The sequence below is a fragment of the Myxacorys almedinensis A genome (assembly GCF_010091945.1).
In the GTDB taxonomy this organism is placed as follows: Bacteria; Cyanobacteriota; Cyanobacteriia; order Leptolyngbyales; family Leptolyngbyaceae; genus Myxacorys; species Myxacorys almedinensis.
Window position 1 is genome coordinate 1 of the sequence record NZ_WVIE01000022.1, and the last position, 17,464, is coordinate 17,464.

General features: G+C 49.8%; 13 protein-coding genes and 1 tRNA gene. 5 read left to right on the forward strand and 9 right to left on the reverse strand.

The window, feature by feature from the left end; all coding sequences use genetic code 11:
- Positions 1-301: 301 nt before the first annotated feature.
- The 9 genes from GS601_RS16855 to mgtE form a co-directional block, all read right to left on the reverse strand.
- A tRNA-Cys gene (locus tag GS601_RS16855) sits at positions 302-372 on the reverse strand.
- Positions 373-393: 21 nt separating this feature from the next.
- Positions 394-1,029: a uracil phosphoribosyltransferase gene (upp, locus tag GS601_RS16860; protein WP_162424459.1), complete on the reverse strand. Its 636-nt coding sequence runs from the start codon at positions 1,027-1,029 to the stop codon at positions 394-396.
- A gap of 20 nt (positions 1,030-1,049) precedes the next feature.
- Positions 1,050-2,306, reverse strand: coding sequence for a URC4/urg3 family protein (locus tag GS601_RS16865; protein ID WP_162424460.1), 1,257 nt, complete (start codon positions 2,304-2,306; stop codon positions 1,050-1,052).
- Between the two features lie 8 nt (positions 2,307-2,314).
- Positions 2,315-3,577 carry a GTP cyclohydrolase II gene (locus GS601_RS16870; protein WP_162424461.1) on the reverse strand — a complete coding sequence of 421 codons (1,263 nt, stop codon included), beginning with the start codon at positions 3,575-3,577 and terminating at the stop codon, positions 2,315-2,317.
- An 82-nt stretch (positions 3,578-3,659) separates the two neighbouring features.
- Positions 3,660-4,772: an A/G-specific adenine glycosylase gene (mutY, locus tag GS601_RS16875; protein ID WP_162424462.1), complete on the reverse strand. Its 1,113-nt coding sequence runs from the start codon at positions 4,770-4,772 to the stop codon at positions 3,660-3,662.
- Positions 4,773-4,929: 157 nt separating this feature from the next.
- Positions 4,930-5,256 carry a DUF760 domain-containing protein gene (locus GS601_RS16880; protein ID WP_162424463.1) on the reverse strand — a complete coding sequence of 109 codons (327 nt, stop codon included), beginning with the start codon at positions 5,254-5,256 and terminating at the stop codon, positions 4,930-4,932.
- 133 nt (positions 5,257-5,389) lie between these two features.
- The gene (locus tag GS601_RS16885) at positions 5,390-6,346 is read right to left on the reverse strand and encodes an RNA polymerase sigma factor, RpoD/SigA family (RefSeq protein ID WP_162424464.1); all 957 of its coding nucleotides are present in this window, start codon (positions 6,344-6,346) and stop codon (positions 5,390-5,392) included.
- Positions 6,347-7,163: 817 nt separating this feature from the next.
- Entirely contained in the window at positions 7,164-10,397 is a 3,234-nt protein-coding gene (gene carB, locus GS601_RS16890; protein ID WP_162424465.1) for a carbamoyl-phosphate synthase large subunit, read from the reverse strand.
- 242 nt (positions 10,398-10,639) lie between these two features.
- Complete coding sequence (mgtE, locus tag GS601_RS16895) at positions 10,640-11,995, reverse strand: magnesium transporter (RefSeq protein ID WP_162424466.1); 1,356 nt, start codon at positions 11,993-11,995, stop codon at positions 10,640-10,642.
- Positions 11,996-12,342: 347 nt separating this feature from the next.
- On the opposite strand from mgtE, the gene GS601_RS16900 reads away from it, so the two are divergent.
- From GS601_RS16900 to folB, 5 genes are all read left to right on the forward strand, one after another.
- Positions 12,343-13,269 (forward strand): hypothetical protein, encoded by a 927-nt coding sequence (locus GS601_RS16900; protein WP_162424467.1) that lies wholly within the window; start codon positions 12,343-12,345, stop codon positions 13,267-13,269.
- 203 nt (positions 13,270-13,472) lie between these two features.
- A complete protein-coding gene (locus GS601_RS23660; protein ID WP_274381994.1) occupies positions 13,473-13,598 on the forward strand; it encodes a hypothetical protein in 126 nt (41 codons plus the stop codon).
- A gap of 193 nt (positions 13,599-13,791) precedes the next feature.
- A complete protein-coding gene (locus GS601_RS16905; protein ID WP_338017063.1) occupies positions 13,792-15,468 on the forward strand; it encodes an MBL fold metallo-hydrolase in 1,677 nt (558 codons plus the stop codon).
- A gap of 9 nt (positions 15,469-15,477) precedes the next feature.
- Positions 15,478-17,043, forward strand: coding sequence for an ArnT family glycosyltransferase (locus tag GS601_RS16910; RefSeq protein ID WP_162424468.1), 1,566 nt, complete (start codon positions 15,478-15,480; stop codon positions 17,041-17,043).
- Positions 17,043-17,426 carry a dihydroneopterin aldolase gene (folB, locus tag GS601_RS16915; RefSeq protein WP_162424518.1) on the forward strand — a complete coding sequence of 128 codons (384 nt, stop codon included), beginning with the start codon at positions 17,043-17,045 and terminating at the stop codon, positions 17,424-17,426. Before GS601_RS16910 ends, folB begins: the two co-directional genes overlap by 1 nt.
- Positions 17,427-17,464: the final 38 nt, after the last annotated feature.

Below are 17,464 nucleotides of genomic sequence, written 5' to 3' on the forward strand. Positions count from 1 at the left end.
TGCCATCAACCGAAGAAGCCTGCGATTGCCATTGACTATAATTTGCTGCCTTCGCGTTAAACCGAACTGACGTTAAGCTAAAATTTTGGAAAAGTAGGAAGAAATAGGTCTTCAGAATTGACACGTATTCCTTCGCTATCTCTCACGAATTGACACACAATTCTTCGCCGCTTCTCACGAATTGATATGTATTTCTCCGCATACCCTACGAATTGACACGCAATTCTTCGCTATCGTGACATTCAATCCTTCGCTACGGACACTTATTTCTTCGCTCTACAGAGGGCTTGAATTGTGTTGAAGGCGGCACCCGGATTCGAACCGGGGGTGGAGGTTTTGCAGACCTCTGCCTTACCACTTGGCGATGCCGCCACTTGCATCAAATTCAGTGTATCACTTCGTGCCAAATAAGCGATCGCCAGCATCACCCAGTCCTGGAATGATATACCCGTAGGCATCTAAGCCCTGATCAATCGCGGCGGCGTAAATCGGAACATCTGGATGGTGATCTTGGAAATGGTTAATACCTTCGGGAGCCGCTAGAATGCACAGAAATTTTATCGACTTGGGATTGGTCTGTTTTAGGCGATGAACGGCGGCGACTGCGGAATTTCCGGTTGCCATCATCGGGTCAACGATGAGCATGTCTCGATCTTCGATGTCGTGCGGCACTTTAAAGTAGTACTCGATGGGAACGAGCGAATTTGGATCACGATAAATGCCGATGTGACCCACTCGTGCGGATGGAATCAGTTGCAAAATGCCATCTAAGATGCCTTGTCCTGCTCGCATGATCGACACCACGACTAGTTTTTTATCAGGTGCCAGGATCGGGGCTTCCATTTCTGCCATGGGAGTTTGGATGGTTTCGTAGCGCAAAGGGAGGTCTCGCGTCACTTCGTATGCCAGCAGCATACTGATTTCGGTCATGAGCGATCGAAACTTGGCGGTGCTGGTTTCTGCTTTTCGCATGAGACTCAGCTTGTGTTGAATTAACGGATGCTCGATAATGGTGATGTTTTCAGCCATAAATAGGGATTTATTTGGGATTAGAAGACGGTTCCGTCACTGATAATTTGAAGGGGAGGCGTGCCGCCGGGTCGTAACTGCGAGGCAATTTTTCGCCCTGCTGCCCAGGTTCCGCCTTGAAGAATTTTGACGAGGGGAAGTTCTGCTGAGGTTAAGTCTAAGCGGTGTCGAAGGGTGTCAGCGATGCGATCGAGCAAACTCACGGTGAGCGATCGCCACTCGACAATCAGTTCAGAACCCGGTGCGTGATGGGCTTGTAAGAGTTGCTCGTCTTTGAGGCGCAGAAGACCCAAATCGAGGCACAGCCCGCCATTGCGATATTCAGGAAGTCCGGTCATTTGGTCAAGATCGGTGATTGTGAGTCCTAATTCTTGCAACGGTTCTAAGAGGGAATAGGTGAGCCACTGAGACAATTTGTGAAAGGGAACCAGATCGGCAAAGGGGTCACCGCTTAAGGCAGAATGCACCCAAACGTCTCCCAAATTGACGCCTGAAATCGCAATCCGTCCTGACCAAATGGTTTCTAATCCTTCTAGGACAGACTGAAACACGGTTGTAGCGGATAGATTGTTATTCTCAGACTGCTCCAACAGGTAATCTACTAAATTACCGATTCGAGGATGAGCGGTTCCGAATAAATTAGGATGGCGGTAGAGCGATTGACCGAGGTTTTGGAGGAGATGCGATCGCGGCTCTAATCCAACTAAAGGATTCCGATCACTGACCTGAAATCCGGCGGCTAATCGCTTGGGTGTCACGGCTTGCAATCCTTTTGCGTCTGCTTGGTAAGGATGGTCAGGATGACTAGAAAACATGCCTTGACAGAAACAATCAAAACTAGCTACTGCCAACCCTTCGGAGCGTTGCCAAACCTGATGGGTTTGTGGCTCAATATATTGCCAATGTGCGCCTGCTCCAGCATCGAGTAAGACACTCGGAACCACTAGATCGAATTTAGTTTTAGCGCGTTCGAGAGCAGATAAGCTAGCTAATTTTTGCTCCAGGTTTTTTAGTCTTACCGATCCGCCGACTTCAAAATGTCGCCATCGACTGTGAAATGGAATATTTAAATCTGGATACTGTTCGCGAATCACAGTGAGTACATAATCAGCAACAGAATTGAGTTGCGTTAGGTCACATCGGAAATACGCAAGACGATCTGCTTGAGCTAATGCAAAAAGCTGTTCGCTGCGATCGCGGATAGATTGGGGAGAACGAAGATAGGCGATGGCTTTGCGAGACGCTGAAGGCATCGCATCAATAGAAGCCTTAGACATAGGAAAAACTATTCTAGTCCTCGTCCTTGGATGGCAGCAAGTTCTTCTTCGGTGAGAACGTCGGCTTTGGTGTAATAGCCTGCGGCTTTCTTCGCTTCGATTTCAACTCGTGCATCTGCTGGAATTAACTCATCAGGAATCGGGACGCGCTCAATGATTTCAATTCCTGAATCGGTAACGGCATCGTGTTTCATATCGCTCATGGAAATAAAACGATCGATGCGAGTGATGCCGAGCCAATGCAACACATCGGGCATCAGTTCTTGAAATCGCATGTCTTGAACTCCGGCAACGCATTCAGTTCGAGCAAAATAGGCATCGGCGCGATCGCCGCCTGCTTGACGTTTGCGAGCGTTATAAACCAAAAATTTTGTGACCTCTCCAAGCGCCCGTCCTTCTTTGCGGAAATAGACGATCACGCCTGCGCCGCCTGCTTGAGCGGTTCTGATGCATTCCTCAATGCCATGCACGAGGTAAGGGCGACAGGTGCAAATATCCGAGCCGAAGACATCGGAGCCGTTGCATTCATCGTGAACTCGGACGGTGAGGGATTTTTGGGGATCTGCGATCGCATCCGGGTCACCCACGATGTAAACCGTCATGCCCCCAATCGGAGGTAGAAAAATCTTCAGATCGGGACGGGTCACGAGTTCGGGAAACATGCCGCCCGTTTGCTCAAATAAGGTTCGACGCAAAATGCTTTCATCGACGCTGAGGCGCTTGGCGAGTCCGGGCAGATACCATACAGGCTCGATCGCGGCTTTTGTGACGACCAAATCGCCGCCTTTTTTCATGATCTGTCCGTCTTCTTGCAGCCGCCCCTTGCTCACAGCGTCTTGCAGTTCGGGCATGTTGATATGGGCTTTTGTAATGGCGATCGTGGGGCGAATATCGTAGCCTTTTTCATAAAACTTGGTGTAGACCTCACCGACGATCGCGCCAAATGGATCGAGGGAGACAATTTTATCCGGGTCAGACCACGCAGGATACGGACCGATGCGAGCGGCAGGGGACGTGTTGGTGAGATCGGCGCGATGGTTGGCATCGAGTTTTCCACTGGCAATGGCTAGAGCGCGATAAACGGCATAAGACCCAGAATGAGTCCCGATCACATTACGATGAGCAGGCGTCGTCACCGTTCCGACGATCGGACCTCGCTTCGTCGGATTGGCAGAACCCCACTCTAAAGCATCGGGTTTCGGACCAAATCGGGTCGGATGCGAGGTGAGAACGATCGGCTGTGATGTTGGACGCTTCGGCTGACTAACCATAGAAAGATACTCCCCATTCACCAAATACGATCTAGCAGTGAGTCCTAGATCGTAGCAAGAGAAATCCCTTTAGGGCAGTGTTCTAGACGGCAGATTTCTGCAATGCTTCAATAATGTGAATATTCGCCTTTGGGAAGGGGTACTGATCTAATTCACGAGCCATCACCCAGCGGATCTCATCACATTCAATCGGCTGCGGATCGCCGCTAAGATGCTGGCAATGATGAACATTGAGCGTGACGCGAAAATGACTGTAGGTATGGTCAACCACCGTTAAGCGATCGCCAACCTCAATTTCAATGCCCAGTTCTTCCTGAATTTCACGTTTGATACACGCTTCGATCGTTTCTCCAGGCTCAACCTTGCCTCCCGGAAATTCCCACAAGCCGCCCAGCAACCCTTCTGGTTTACGGCGATCGATAAGAATTTGGTTGCGATCGTTCCAAATCACAGCAACCCCGATGATCTTATGAAGCAACGGCGCACGAGGTTCTGACATGGGCAGTTCTGATTGAGTTCCTAAATTGTAAGCCCGACAGTGACGCTGCCACGGGCAGAGCAAACAGGCAGGCTTTTTGGGCGTACAGATCGTTGCCCCCAGATCCATAAACGCTTGATTAAACTCGTGCGATCGCGCCGGATCAAGCATCGCCTCAGACCAGTGCCACAATGCTGATAATGCTCGATTCGGTGGCACATCCAACGCCATGAGTCGCGCTAACACCCGCTTTACATTGCCATCTAGAATGGCTAATGGCTGATTAAATGCAGCACTGAGAATGCCACCTGCGGTCGTTCGTCCAATTCCAGGTAGCGCCAAAACCGCATCCAACTCTTGAGGAAAAAGACCGTGGTGCTGTTCAACAATGGTTTGAGCGGCTCGATGCAGATTTCGGGCACGGGCATAATATCCCAACCCTTCCCACGCTTTCAAAACGGCTTGCAAATCAGCTTTTGCCAGGGCATCAACCGTAGGAAAAAGAGTCATCCAGCGCTCGAAATAGGGAATGACCGTCTTCACCTGCGTCTGCTGAAGCATAATCTCTGAGATCCAGATTGCGTAAGGATCACGAGTTCTTCTCCACGGCAAATCTCGCCCCAATTGGGCATACCACGTCAGCAGCGAAGATCGCAGTTCTGAAACCGCAAAATTCGGCAGATGGGGAGCCTCATCTGCCGACAGGGAAAGTCTCATTTTGGACTGCTTTGGGGGCACAGGTTGAATAGGGACAGAGCAGGAAGATGCAGAGGCTATCAAAAATCAACTTCTACATGCGGCGTTGCTGAGGGCTAGGGAGAGGGCAGATCTGCAATTCATACTCAGATTCAGCAACGCCCTACATGCCAGGCTGCTATTCCGTCTCGATCGCTTGCATCGACTTCTCAAACGCCATGCGCTGCTCAACATTGCGGAGGAAATATCCGCTCATAATCGCTGATGCCAGCAACCGACCTAAATTCTCACGGTTTGTAGTAATGGTCACTTCAAAGCCTTCTGGTGATAAGCCGCCCAGTAACCCGATAATATTGCGCTCCATAACCTGCATCACTTCAGGAGACGTGGGTTTTGAAAGTTGAGCGATCGCTTCTGGGCTTAAAGACTGAACGTACTGCCACAACATGCCTGCATCAGCATTGCTACTCAAAAATTCAGGAACTTGGTTGGATGTCTCGTTCACAGTATCTACCTCAATAGGAGGACTTAATCCATTTCGTTAACCTTACTTTAACAAGCGATGGGTATCTCGGAAGTCAGTAGAACCGAACCGAAAAAGTTCGGAATTCGCTGAAGGGATGCTTAGCAGCCTACGGCTAACTTGCCAAATATTCGCCCATCTCTCCCTTGCGTTTTCTCAGCTTGGTGAGTGCCTCCCGCTCAATTTGGCGGACGCGCTCACGACTGATGTTCAGACGATCGCCAATCTTAGCCAGGGTCAAGGCTTTGCCATCTTCTAAACCAAATCGCAACGTCAGCACTTGTTGCTGTTGCGGCGTCAGGTCTGCCATCAAAACATCTAAGTCTTGGCGCAGGGAGGTTTGGGCGGCATATTCTTCGGGGGTAATGCCCTGGTCTTCGAGCAGTTCGCCAAGCTCAGTGTCTTGGTTATCGCCAACCCGCAAATCGAGCGATAGCGGCACCCGTGCCCGTTCAAGATATTCACGCACGAGTTTTGCAGGCAGATCTAGCTCTGACGAAAGTTCGGCGATCGTAGCGGCGCGTCCGTGCTGTTGAGCCAAGCTGCGCTGCGCTTTCTTGATCTTGTTGAGTTTTTCAGTGATGTGAATGGGCAAGCGAATGGTGCGCCCTTTTTCTGCGATCGCACGGGTAATCGCTTGCCGAATCCACCAGTAGGCATAGGTCGAGAAACGGTATCCTTTGGTGGGATCAAACTTTTCAACGCCGCGTTGCATGCCGATGGTGCCTTCCTGAATCAAATCCATCAGATCAACATTGCGCTTGGTATATTTTTTCGCAACCGATACCACAAGGCGCAGATTGGCTTCTACCATGCGACGCTTAGCATTTTCGCCATCCGCGATCGCTTGATGCAACTCTGCAACGGCGAGGTCAGCCGCCTGTGCCCAGGTTTCGGGAATGGGCGATTGTCCGCTCTGAGCGATCAACGTTTCTTTGATCTCATTGAGAACCGTTAACCGCTGAACTTGTTTGCCGTAAAGAATTTCTTGCTCGTGGGTAAGTAAAGGAACCCGCCCAATTTCCCGCAAATAGGCGCGAACTGAATCAGTGGGGGTCTGCACGGTTTTCATAATCGGATGCTCAACACTAACGATGAACTTTAGGGTAGAAATTTGAGGGTAGGGAAGATGGCGGTGGGGTAGACGATGCTTTGGAGGGAACAGAGGAGGGGAGGTTTTAGAGCGCGTGTCAGGTGAATAAATTAGGGTCGTGGGTGGAGGGGTAGGCGTATGGCTGAAGCAAGGGAGAGGGGATGTGCAGAAACTTGGCAACCGATTTGCCTAAAACAACCTCGTGTAGACCATCAACAAATCATCAACAAATACAGGAATGTGGGAGGCAAAGCATTAGACGCGGTTTGGCACGGCTTGGTTCTATTAAGATTATCTATGAAAGGGTTACAAAATGTAAAGTTTCTGAGACCTATTTAGAGCAAATAGATAGTGATTTAGGTAATAACTCATACTCAATTCAGGTTGTGCTTTGCCCTTGTCACTAAATTAGCTAAAAATAGAGTTTGCTAATGCAGCCTTGGAAACAAAACAGGGAATCCAATCTACCGAAGCAACCCGATCACCTAAGAAATAAGGATTTTGTTTTGTTTTGTTAAGTTGACAAACAAGCTATTAGATGAAGGTACTTTAATGAGTGACAAATCACATCCGTCTAGTGAAAGATAGGTGCTTGTGGCGCGCCTTCGCCTCCGGCACTTGTTAGTAAAAGAGCAGAGCCAAAATTGGCTGACATCATCGCTTTGGAACCACCTTGTTTCTAATTCGTGAGCTAAGCATTTGATCCGGATCGGTGCTGCGAGGTTAGATGAATTTGGAGACGGCGATTTTTGGAGACAGGGATTTGGGGGCAATGCCGAGAGAGGAGGAGCCGCCTCTAGCTGAGATATTCTTGCAGCGATCGCACGGTCAACGGTTGAGACTGCAACGACCGAATCGCCGCCGCCGTTGCCTTTGCCCCTGCGATCGTGGTGATCATTGGGATCTTATACGTTAACGCTGTTCGCCGAATCAACCGATCGTCTTCGTGGGCTTCTTGACCAGAAGGCGTGTTGATAATCAGTTGGATGCGCTCGTTTTTGATCGCATCCAACACATGGGGTCTGCCCTCATGCAGCTTCAGGACTAGCTCGACGTCTAAGCCATGTTCCATCAGCGTTTTACGAGTTCCTTCTGTGGCGATGACGCTAAAGCCAAGCTCGATCAAGTCTTTGATCGCAGGCACAACCGCCGCTTTCTCGCGATCGTTCATCGACACAAACACGGTTCCGTTGAGCGGCAAGCGCTGACTCGCGGCAAGCTCAGCTTTGGAGTAGGAGGTGCCAAAGTCGGCATCGATCCCCATCACTTCGCCCGTCGATCGCATTTCGGGTCCCAAAATCGTGTCGGTTCCGGGAAATTTCTCAAACGGCAGCACCGCTTCTTTCACCGAAATATGCTTGGGAATCACTTCTTGGGTAAAGTTGAGTTGCTCTAAGGTTTTGCCAGACATGACGCGCGCCGCCATCTTCGCGAGCGGAACGCCAGTCGCCTTCGAGACAAACGGCACCGTTCGAGAGGCGCGGGGGTTGGCTTCAATAATGTAGACCTCATCATCTTTAATCGCAAACTGAATATTCATCAAACCGATGACATTGAGCGCTTTTGCCAGTTGCACTGTCCAGGTGCGGATGCGATCGCAGACTTCCGGGTTGAGAGTCATGGTAGGAAGAGAGCAAGCCGAATCCCCAGAGTGAATGCCTGCTTGTTCGATATGCTCCATAATGCCGCCGATCACCACGTTGCCCGTGGCATCTGCGATCGCGTCTACATCAACCTCGATCGCGTTCTCTAAAAATCGGTCAATCAAAATCGGATGATCTGGCTCCACCAAAACGGCGTATTTCATATAGCGTTCAAGGTCAGTATCCGAGTAAACGATTTCCATCGCCCGTCCGCCCAAAACGTAACTAGGACGCACCACAACCGGATAGCCAATCTCTCTAGCCACTCGTTTTGCATCCGGAAAACTTCGCGCAATTCCGTTGGCAGGTTGCTTGATCTCTAAGGTTCGCAGAATTTTTTCAAAGCGTTCGCGATCTTCTGCGATGTCGATCGAGTCGGGAGAGGTTCCCCAGATTTTCGTTTCGGTGGCGGTTTCGTTGAGATATTTATCCAACGGAACCGCCAACTTAAGCGGCGTTTGCCCCCCAAACTGAATGATGATGCCTTGAGGGTTCTCGGCTTCAATAATGTTGAGAACATCTTCTTTGGTGAGCGGCTCAAAGTATAAGCGATCGCTGGTGTCATAATCCGTCGAAACGGTCTCTGGGTTAGAGTTCACCATGATCGTTTCGTAGCCATCTTCTCGCAGTGAAAACGAGGCATGACAGCAGCAGTAGTCAAACTCAATGCCCTGACCGATGCGGTTCGGTCCGCCGCCCAAAATCATCACCTTGGGCTTGTCAGAAGGCAGCACTTCGCTTTCTTCTTCGTAGGTAGAATAATAGTACGGGGTCAGGGCTTCAAATTCTGCTGCACAGGTATCCACCGTTTTGTAGACCGGAATTACACCGAGCGACTTGCGGTACGTGCGGACGATATCTTCGGTGGTTTTCGTGGCGTAGGCAATTTGACGATCGCTAAATCCTTTTCGCTTGATGGCATACATTTGATCTTTTGTGATTTTCTCCAGCGCGTTCTGCTTGAGAAATTTCTCAGTTTGCAGCAGGTCTGCTAATTTATCGAGAAACCACGGATCGATGTTGGTGAGTTCAAAAATTTCGTCTACGCCCATGCCCATCTTCATCGCGTGATAGACGGTGAAAATGCGATCGGGGTTGGGAGTCCGCAGCCCAGCCCGAATTTGCTCTAGGCTCGGCAGTTTTTCATCGCGATCGCAGCCCCATCCGGCGCGTCCGGTTTCGAGCGATCGCAGCGCTTTTTGAAACGATTCTTGAAACGTACGCCCGATCGCCATTGCCTCTCCAACCGACTTCATTTGCGTCGTTAGATACGGCTGAGATCCCGGAAACTTCTCAAAGGCAAAGCGAGGAATTTTCGTGACCACGTAATCGATCGTTGGCTCAAAGCTCGCCGGAGTCTTCTTCGTAATGTCATTGGGAATTTCGTCTAGCGAATAACCAACCGCCAGTTTTGCCGCCATCTTTGCGATCGGAAATCCAGTCGCTTTTGAGGCAAGCGCCGAACTTCTCGACACCCGTGGATTCATTTCGATCACAATCACATCACCCGTCACCGGATTGACTGCAAACTGAATATTTGATCCACCCGTCTCCACGCCAATTTCTCGAATGATTTTGATCGACGCATCTCGAAGCCGCTGATATTCTTTATCCGTCAAGGTCTGAGCCGGAGCCACCGTGATCGAATCTCCGGTGTGAATGCCCATCGGATCAAGGTTCTCGATTGAGCAAATGATCACGACGTTATCTGCCAAGTCGCGCATCACTTCAAGTTCATATTCCTTCCAACCCAGCAGAGACTGCTCGATCAAAATTTGAGAAACTGGGCTGGCATCTAGACCCGACTGAGAGATTTCTTCAAATTCCTGCTGGTTGTAAGCGATCCCGCCACCACTTCCGCCCATCGTATATGCAGGACGAATAATTAACGGATACGATCCAATTTCTTGTCCGATCGCTTTGGCTTCCGCCATCGTTTCAGCCAGACCAGAGGGGCAAACGCCCACACCAATCCGCAGCATTGCTTCTTTGAAAAGTTTGCGATCTTCCGCCATCTCGATCGCGGGTAGCTTTGCCCCAATCAGTTCGACCCCATATTTTTCTAATGTGCCATTTTTCGCCAACGTGACGGCAAGATTGAGCGCTGTTTGCCCGCCCATAGTGGGGAGCAGGGCATCAGGGCGCTCTTTGGCAATGATGGTTTCCAAAATCTCTGGGGTGAGCGGCTCGATGTAGGTGCGATCGGCAGTTTCGGGATCGGTCATGATGGTCGCTGGGTTAGAGTTGACCAGCACTACCTCGTAACCTTCATCGCGCAGCGCTTTGCAGGCTTGGGTTCCAGAATAGTCGAATTCGCAGGCTTGACCAATCACAATCGGCCCAGAGCCAATCAACAAAATCTTATGGAGGTCGTTGCGACGAGGCATGATAGGGCTACCGTCTCATTTGTAAAATCCAGTTCATTGTAGAGGGTTTCCCATTCAGATTTGTTACACCTTTATCTATTTTGTAGAATTATCTATTTTGTAGAATCGACCTGGATTGACCCCGCAAATTATCAACGCCTAAAAAAGTGGAGAGGCATTTTGATCTTGGCAGCTAGCTGCGATCGCAAGTTGCCCCCGAAAAGCCCTGCCTTGAGTCATGCTGCAATCTTCCCAAGCTGGGTCTACGGAATAATGTGCAAAACGTTCAGACTAATCGTCACCATGGTTAGGAATAAAATAAAGCCAATCGTATCGAGCATGGTGGTCACAAGCGGGCCACTAATCAACGCTGGATCGATCTTGAGCCGGACAAAGCCAATCGGTAACAACGTTCCTAGGGTCACGGCGACTAAACTATTGGTTGCCATCACCAAGCCTGCCATAACAGATACCCACCGCTCTTCGGGCGTAGTCCAGATCAAAGAAATGATCACCATTGCCAGACCCAGGGCGAGCGCGGTTCCCAACCCAGCGATCAACTCTTTACGCAAAATTTTGAGCGTATCTTGCGGCGTCGCTTCGCCCACACTCAACGATCGAATCGTCACCGTTAATGACTGAATGCCCACCGTTCCCCCCGTATTAGAGAACAACGGCATCACCACAGCAAGCACCGGCACCGCCGCGATCGTAGTTTGAAAGGGCGCGATCGCACTCGATGCCCCAATATAGAGACCCATGATTGCCAACAGCCATGGCAACCGGCTTTTAATCTTCGACAAAGGAGACGAGAGGGATGATTCGCCCCCGTCTGCCACCCCTGCTAGCCGCTGGATGTCTTCTGTGGCTTCTTGTTCAAGAATGTCAACCACATCATCGACGGTAATAATTCCAACCAAGCGATCTTCTCGATCAACGACGGGTAACGCCAGCAAGTCATAGCGCTTCATCAGTTGCGCGACTTCTTCTTGCAGCATTTCGGTGCGGGCTTTGATCACGCGATCGCTAGCAATATCTTCAATTCTGGCATCTGGAATCGAGAATAATAACTGCCGCAGCGATACGACCTGCTTGAGTTTGCGGTTGTTATCGGTAACGTAGGCATAGTAGACCGTTTCTTTATCGCGGTCAGCCAAACGCATTTTGCTGAGGGCTTCGCCCACCGTCAAGCCCTGCCGCAACCGAACGTATTCGGTCGTCATCACCCGCCCTGCGGTGCCTTCGTCATAGCCTAGGATGGTTGCCGTAGCCTGACGTTCTTCGGGGCTAAGCTGCTGGACAAGCCGCTTTACAATCCCAGCGGGTAGTTCATCAAACAACTCGGCTCGGTCATCGGGGCGCATCGACTCGATAATGTGGCACATCTGGACATTGTGCAACGAGCCAACTAGTTCCTCACGCACCTCATGGGGAAGGTATTCAAAAACGTCTGTCGCTTGAGTTTTGTTTAATAACCGGAATGCGATCGCACGCCGCTCTTCGGGCAACCCTCTGATATAGTCACCCACATCGATCGCGGGCATTTCATTTAGCTCAGTTTTGAGCCGATTCAAATCGCCAATTTCAGACAGCGAAGTCCGAATTTCTTGGGTGAGCATATCACAATCTCCTCAATCGTCCCCCGCGCTGGGAGATTGAGCCTGCCAGGCGAAAGGGTCTATCTAGTGTTGGCTAAATGGACGTCGTCCATGAACTTTATAAAAATCAACATCAATATCTGTTGCAGATATCGCTACGACTATGCTAACCCTGATGCAGCAATTCCACAATGTAGTAAAGCGTACCCTAGAAAAAGTCCCTCTTTTGGTCAATGTTGCCCTCTAAACGGTCTGTCTTGGTCAGCATTACTTCTCTTTCCTACAGAAGATGACCAAAACAGGAAGGGTTCCAACCCGCAATCAAAGAAAGTTAGCATTGATGAGTTTTTTCTTCAATCATCACAAAAATGGCAAATCTATCTACTCAATTTTTTGCTCGACATTTTTTTGCTCGACATTTAGGAAACCTTTGGCGTCGTAATCCTGCTCAATCCGCCGCATCCAAGCTTCGAGCGGTATACCTGCTGCTCCTACTGCCGATCTTACTTATGGGGTGTCAATCAACACCTGTCGAAGCCCCACAACCCTCGGTTTCTGCTGATTCTGCCTCTTCAAAAGCGGTCGCTCAGCCTGTGCAAACAAAGGTGCCACCGCCCCCCACCGCCTCTGCCGTTCCAGCCTCAAAAGCGGCGGTTCGGCGCACTCCAACTAAGGCTCCCCAACCTGCCACCTCTATCTCGCCAAAATCTGGCTCCCCAAAATCTGGTTCACCAAAATCTGGCTCCCAAAAATCTGGTTCGCCTAAACCGGTTACCCAACCTGCAAAAAACGCTGCTAAACAGCCGACATCGCCAAAACCGAGCGCTCAGCCTAGGCAAACCAAGGCTCCGCAACCTGCCACCTCTATCTCCCCAAAATCTGGCTCGCCAAAACCGGTTGCCCAACCTGCAAAAAACGCTGCTAAACAGCCGACATCCCCTGACCAAAACACGATTCCCGTGACGCTGTACGAACTGGATAATCAGTGCAATAGGTTTGTCTCCAAGAAAATCAGAGTTTCTAAAGTAAAACCCCTGGAAAAAACGGTCGGGCAGGTGTTAGGAAATCTAAACAGCGATGATTTTAGCGTGTCGGGCTATCGAGTTAGCGTTGCAAAAGGGGTTGCCACCATTGATTTTAGAACACCGACCAATTCTAAACGGCAGTTAAGATCGCTTTCAAACTGTGAGCAGTTGGCGCTGTATGGTGGTTTGAGAAAAACGCTAACGGGAAATAAAGTGTTGAAGATTAAGTCGGTGCAGTTTGCCGATCGCGGGCAAAAGCTCAAGCCATGAAACAGCTTAGAAAAAGGACAAGTCTTGATTTTCTAGTGAAAGAATCTAGCAAAAATCTGCGATTTGCTAAGATATCCGCAAGCTAGGTTTACATTAAGTTAGAAACAGAAAGCTAGAAACATCAGTAAGTTAGAGACATCAGGTAAAAACAGAGACCTATCCTACCGATGGGAAATCCCCCTACCCCTTTATTGAGGAACACGATGATGGATGTCAAACTTGTTTTAGTCGTCTTGACGGCAGTATTTACGATCGCATGTCTATTTTTCGGTACACGCAACGGGTTTTACGATACAGACAATTATCATGGCAATGGGTCGGCTCACTAAAAGGTTCGCTTCAGGCTTCTGTTGCCTAACTGTGACGCTTATATTCACTCGTAGCCCCGCCATTTTAAGAAATGTCCTGGGTTATCCCGTTTTGGGGCTTCAACCCTGGTTGAGGCAGCACGGCATTTCAGAGAACCCGCGCTTTATTCTAAACTAGGGATCATCAGACCCCAATCAGACGGCGGGTGACTACGTGGCTCAACTGGAATTTTTTCCCTTTGGTGTAGGTCATGCAGACGAGGGGGTATCGTTCCTCATCCGGATGGGACCTTACCAGATTTTGCTTGACTGTGGCTTGCGGGATATGGCGCTACTGCCATCAGATTTGCCCCCAGCAGACCTGGTGTTGTGTAGCCATGCCCACGCCGATCATGCAAGGGGGCTGCTCTCCCTTCATCGAGCGTTTCCCCAATTGCCGATTTATGCCACCGAGGTTACGACTCAACTGCTGGCCCTCAATTGGACAACAGAGCGATCGCAAGTTCCGTTGTTTGCTCAGGCGTTGCCGTGGCGATCGCCCGTAGAGTTTCAAGATGGGCTAACGGCAGAACTGTTTCCGGCAGGGCACTTGCCAGGAGCCGCCGTAATTTTGCTCACCTACACGCCACGAGGATCACAGGCTCGCCCGTACACCGTGCTCTATACCGGAGATTTCTTTTTATCCAATTCCCGGTTGGTGGAAGGGCTACGGCTCGAAGAGTTGCGCGGGCTAGAGCCAGATGTGCTGATTGTGGAAGGCAGCTATGGCACGGCGAGATATCCTCACCGTCGGCAGCAAGAAAATCAGGTGGCAGAACGCATTAGTCAGGCGCTGAGCGCTGAGCGCAATTCTGAAGGACAGGTCGGGCATCAATCGGTGCTGCTGCCGTTGCCAACTTTGGGGTTGGGGCAAGAGTTGTTGATGCTGCTGCGGAGCCATCATCTGTTTACCGGACGAGACGTTGATATTTGGGTTGATGGCACGATCGCAGCAGGATGTGATGCCTATTTAGAGTTGTTGCCGCATTTTCCGGCTTCGGTTCAAAATTTTGCGCGGCATCAGTCCTTGTTTTGGGATGAGCGGGTGCGCCCACGGGTGCGGCGACTGCCATCTGACCAGCGTGAAACCGTGGGCAACACTCCTTGCATTGTGCTTACGGATCTAACTTCAGATTGGAATGCTTTCTTTCAGCCAGACACGCCTTGGTTGGTGCTGTTGCCACAACACCTAGCAGACCCATTTTTGCTACCCAATTCTGACCAATTGACGATGGAAACCTACCTTTTGGCGCAGCATTGTGATGGTCCAAGCACGACGCAGTTGATTCATAATTTGCGTCCGCAGCACGTTATTTTTGTGCATGGCAATCCCAACTATCTGGCAGATTTGACGGGGCTAGAGGAGCTACACAATCGCTATCATCTCCATTCTCCCTCGGCGGGAAGCCTAGTCGAGTTGCCCATTGGGGAAACGTTCTTGCAGCCTGCGCCGCCGGAGACGACCTATGAAGGAGAACTCGCAGAGTTGGGAACGGTCGTGACGTTTACCCTGCCTGATGCCATTACGGCTGACTCGCGCTGGCGAGGCTTGGCAGATACAGGGCTGATAGAAGCGCGGTGGCAAGGGCAGGATTTAGTGTTGCGAGGGCTAACCCAGCGAGAACTGCTAAATCAGATCAGCGATCGCATCTCTCTTTCAACAGACGGCACCCTCAAAGACTCGTGTGCTACCTGTCGTCATTGTCGAGGGCAGCGCTGTTGGAACCCAGGGTCGCCCTTGTTCAACTTTAAGGTGCCCCCTGAAGGATACTGTCCTGCTTACGAGCCAACCCCGCCCGATGAGAAACCTGTTCTCGATCACCCATTTCCAGATCAGATAGAGGAAAATTAGCGCTGAGCAATGGAAGCGTTGATTGAGTCGGCTGATCTTAAAAGAGCAAGGGTTCCGCTAAAGTGGTATTCTTTCAATCCAAAACCTGTTGTTCCTGAACCTCTAGATCTTGTGCGTCCTTCAATTTCTCCTCTTTGGTTTGTTGGTCTAATCGCCTTTATTGCACTGCGATTGGTCTTTTGGCTGAAAGCGTTTCCGAACTCAGACGAGGCCTATTACTGGCTTTGGGGGCAACATCTCCAATGGTCTTATTACGATCATCCACCCTTGCAAGCGTGGGTGCAGGGAGCCTTTGCAGCATGGCTTGGACGATCAGAATTTGTGTTGAGACTTCCTAATTTATTCACTAATATTATTTTCTTTTATACCTATTACTGCATTGCAGCCTATCTCTATCCCAAACAAACCCCGAAACGGTTTTGGTTGAGTGTTTTGCTGGTTTTGGCGTCACCATTGTATTTTGTGTTTCTGGGATTAGCTTGGCATGATCATTTACTGATTACGTTCTCGTTGGTGTCTGCATATCAATTTACTCGATTTGCGGATGGCGTCATTGCAAATGGTCGAGGAGAAACGGGGCACTTGTATTTTGCCGCAGGTGCGATCGCGCTTGCCGGTTTATCCAAATACAACGCGATCTTCGTCGTTTTTGGGTTTTTTGCCACAATTGTTGTTGTGCCAGGGTTGCGGCGTTTGTTGGTAGATCGGCGTCTCTATATTGCAGCTATTATTGCAATGAGTGCTCTCATTCCGATTGTAGTATGGAATTACTCTAATGATTTTCAGTCGTTGCAATATTATGTTAATCGCAGCGTGAATCCAGTAGCAGGTGGCATTAAGATTGGCGCGTGTCTTGGGTTTCTCGGAGCATCCTATTTTCTTGTTTCTCCCTTTTATTGGAATGGATTTTTTCGAGTTTTACGAAATAGAACCCGGCTGAAAGAAATAACCTCTGTCTATCCGATCGTTGCTTTTTGGATCTTTCTCATTTCTTCTGTGATTCTCACGATCGTTTCATTGATTTCCGCAGCGTTATATTATTGGAACATCACAGCATATATTTTACTGTTTCCTTTGCTGCCATTCGTCTTTTCCAAGCGCCCGCCACTATCTGCGCTGCTCTACGGCTTGCTGATTTCATCTCTTGTGGTGATTCACTACACAGTGCTTCCCCTGTCTGCCTTTTTAGACCAATCGGTTGATCCCGATTCGCGCATGTTATTTGGATGGCGCGAGGTTGCTAGTGAAGTCACAAAGCAGGCAAAAAACCTGGGAGAGCCGCCCTTATTGATCACGACAGATTATCGCTCGGCATCAGCTTTGGCTTACGAGTTAAACAACAAAGATGTGATTGCTGTGAGCGATCGCATCGACCAATTTGATTTTTGGCACCCTGATCGCGAGAAACTACAGGGAAAAAATGCGGTCATTGTTTGGGATGATTGGCATCCGGCAACTGGGAAACTCTTGCCAAAATTTGATCGGGTATCTGAACCAATCACTGTTCCTGTCACACGATTCGGAATTTTGCTCAAAAACTACTATATACAAAAAGGATATTGGTATAAGCCGTGATGGATTGCATTCAGTTGACAAATATTCGAGGCTATGGATACACAGGCGCACTGCCAGAAGAACAAGTGCTTGGGCAATGGTTTGAAGTCGATCTGATCGTGTGGGTTGCATTAGAAAAAGCAGGACAGAGCGATCGCTTGGAAGACACGCTCGACTACCGCGAGATTATTGCCCAGGTGCAGCAGTTGGTTGAAACCTCGCGATTTGCCCTGCTAGAAAGATTGGCAAGCGCGATCGCAGAGTCTGTATTAGCGTTTGAACGGATCACCCAAGTGCAAGTTAAACTCACTAAACCTGCCGCCCCGATCCCTAACTTTGGTGGCAAAATCACGATTGATATTACTCGCCAACGCACGTCAAATCAGGCTAGCCGCGCCCAGTAAAAAGCCCCGCCAATCGCTGAACGGGGCACTAGACGCAG

Coding starts and splice junctions, on each gene's coding strand:
- upp (WP_162424459.1), bottom strand. CDS start 1,029: ATGGCTGAAAACATCACCATTATCGAGCATCCGTTAATTCAACACAAG.
- GS601_RS16865 (WP_162424460.1), bottom strand. CDS start 2,306: ATGTCTAAGGCTTCTATTGATGCGATGCCTTCAGCGTCTCGCAAAGCC.
- GS601_RS16870 (WP_162424461.1), bottom strand. CDS start 3,577: ATGGTTAGTCAGCCGAAGCGTCCAACATCACAGCCGATCGTTCTCACC.
- mutY (WP_162424462.1), bottom strand. CDS start 4,772: ATGAGACTTTCCCTGTCGGCAGATGAGGCTCCCCATCTGCCGAATTTT.
- GS601_RS16885 (WP_162424464.1), bottom strand. CDS start 6,346: ATGAAAACCGTGCAGACCCCCACTGATTCAGTTCGCGCCTATTTGCGG.
- carB (WP_162424465.1), bottom strand. CDS start 10,397: ATGCCTCGTCGCAACGACCTCCATAAGATTTTGTTGATTGGCTCTGGG.
- mgtE (WP_162424466.1), bottom strand. CDS start 11,995: ATGCTCACCCAAGAAATTCGGACTTCGCTGTCTGAAATTGGCGATTTG.
- GS601_RS16900 (WP_162424467.1), top strand. CDS start 12,343: ATGGCAAATCTATCTACTCAATTTTTTGCTCGACATTTTTTTGCTCGA.
- GS601_RS23660 (WP_274381994.1), top strand. CDS start 13,473: ATGATGGATGTCAAACTTGTTTTAGTCGTCTTGACGGCAGTATTTACG.
- GS601_RS16910 (WP_162424468.1), top strand. CDS start 15,478: ATGGAAGCGTTGATTGAGTCGGCTGATCTTAAAAGAGCAAGGGTTCCG.
- folB (WP_162424518.1), top strand. CDS start 17,043: ATGGATTGCATTCAGTTGACAAATATTCGAGGCTATGGATACACAGGC.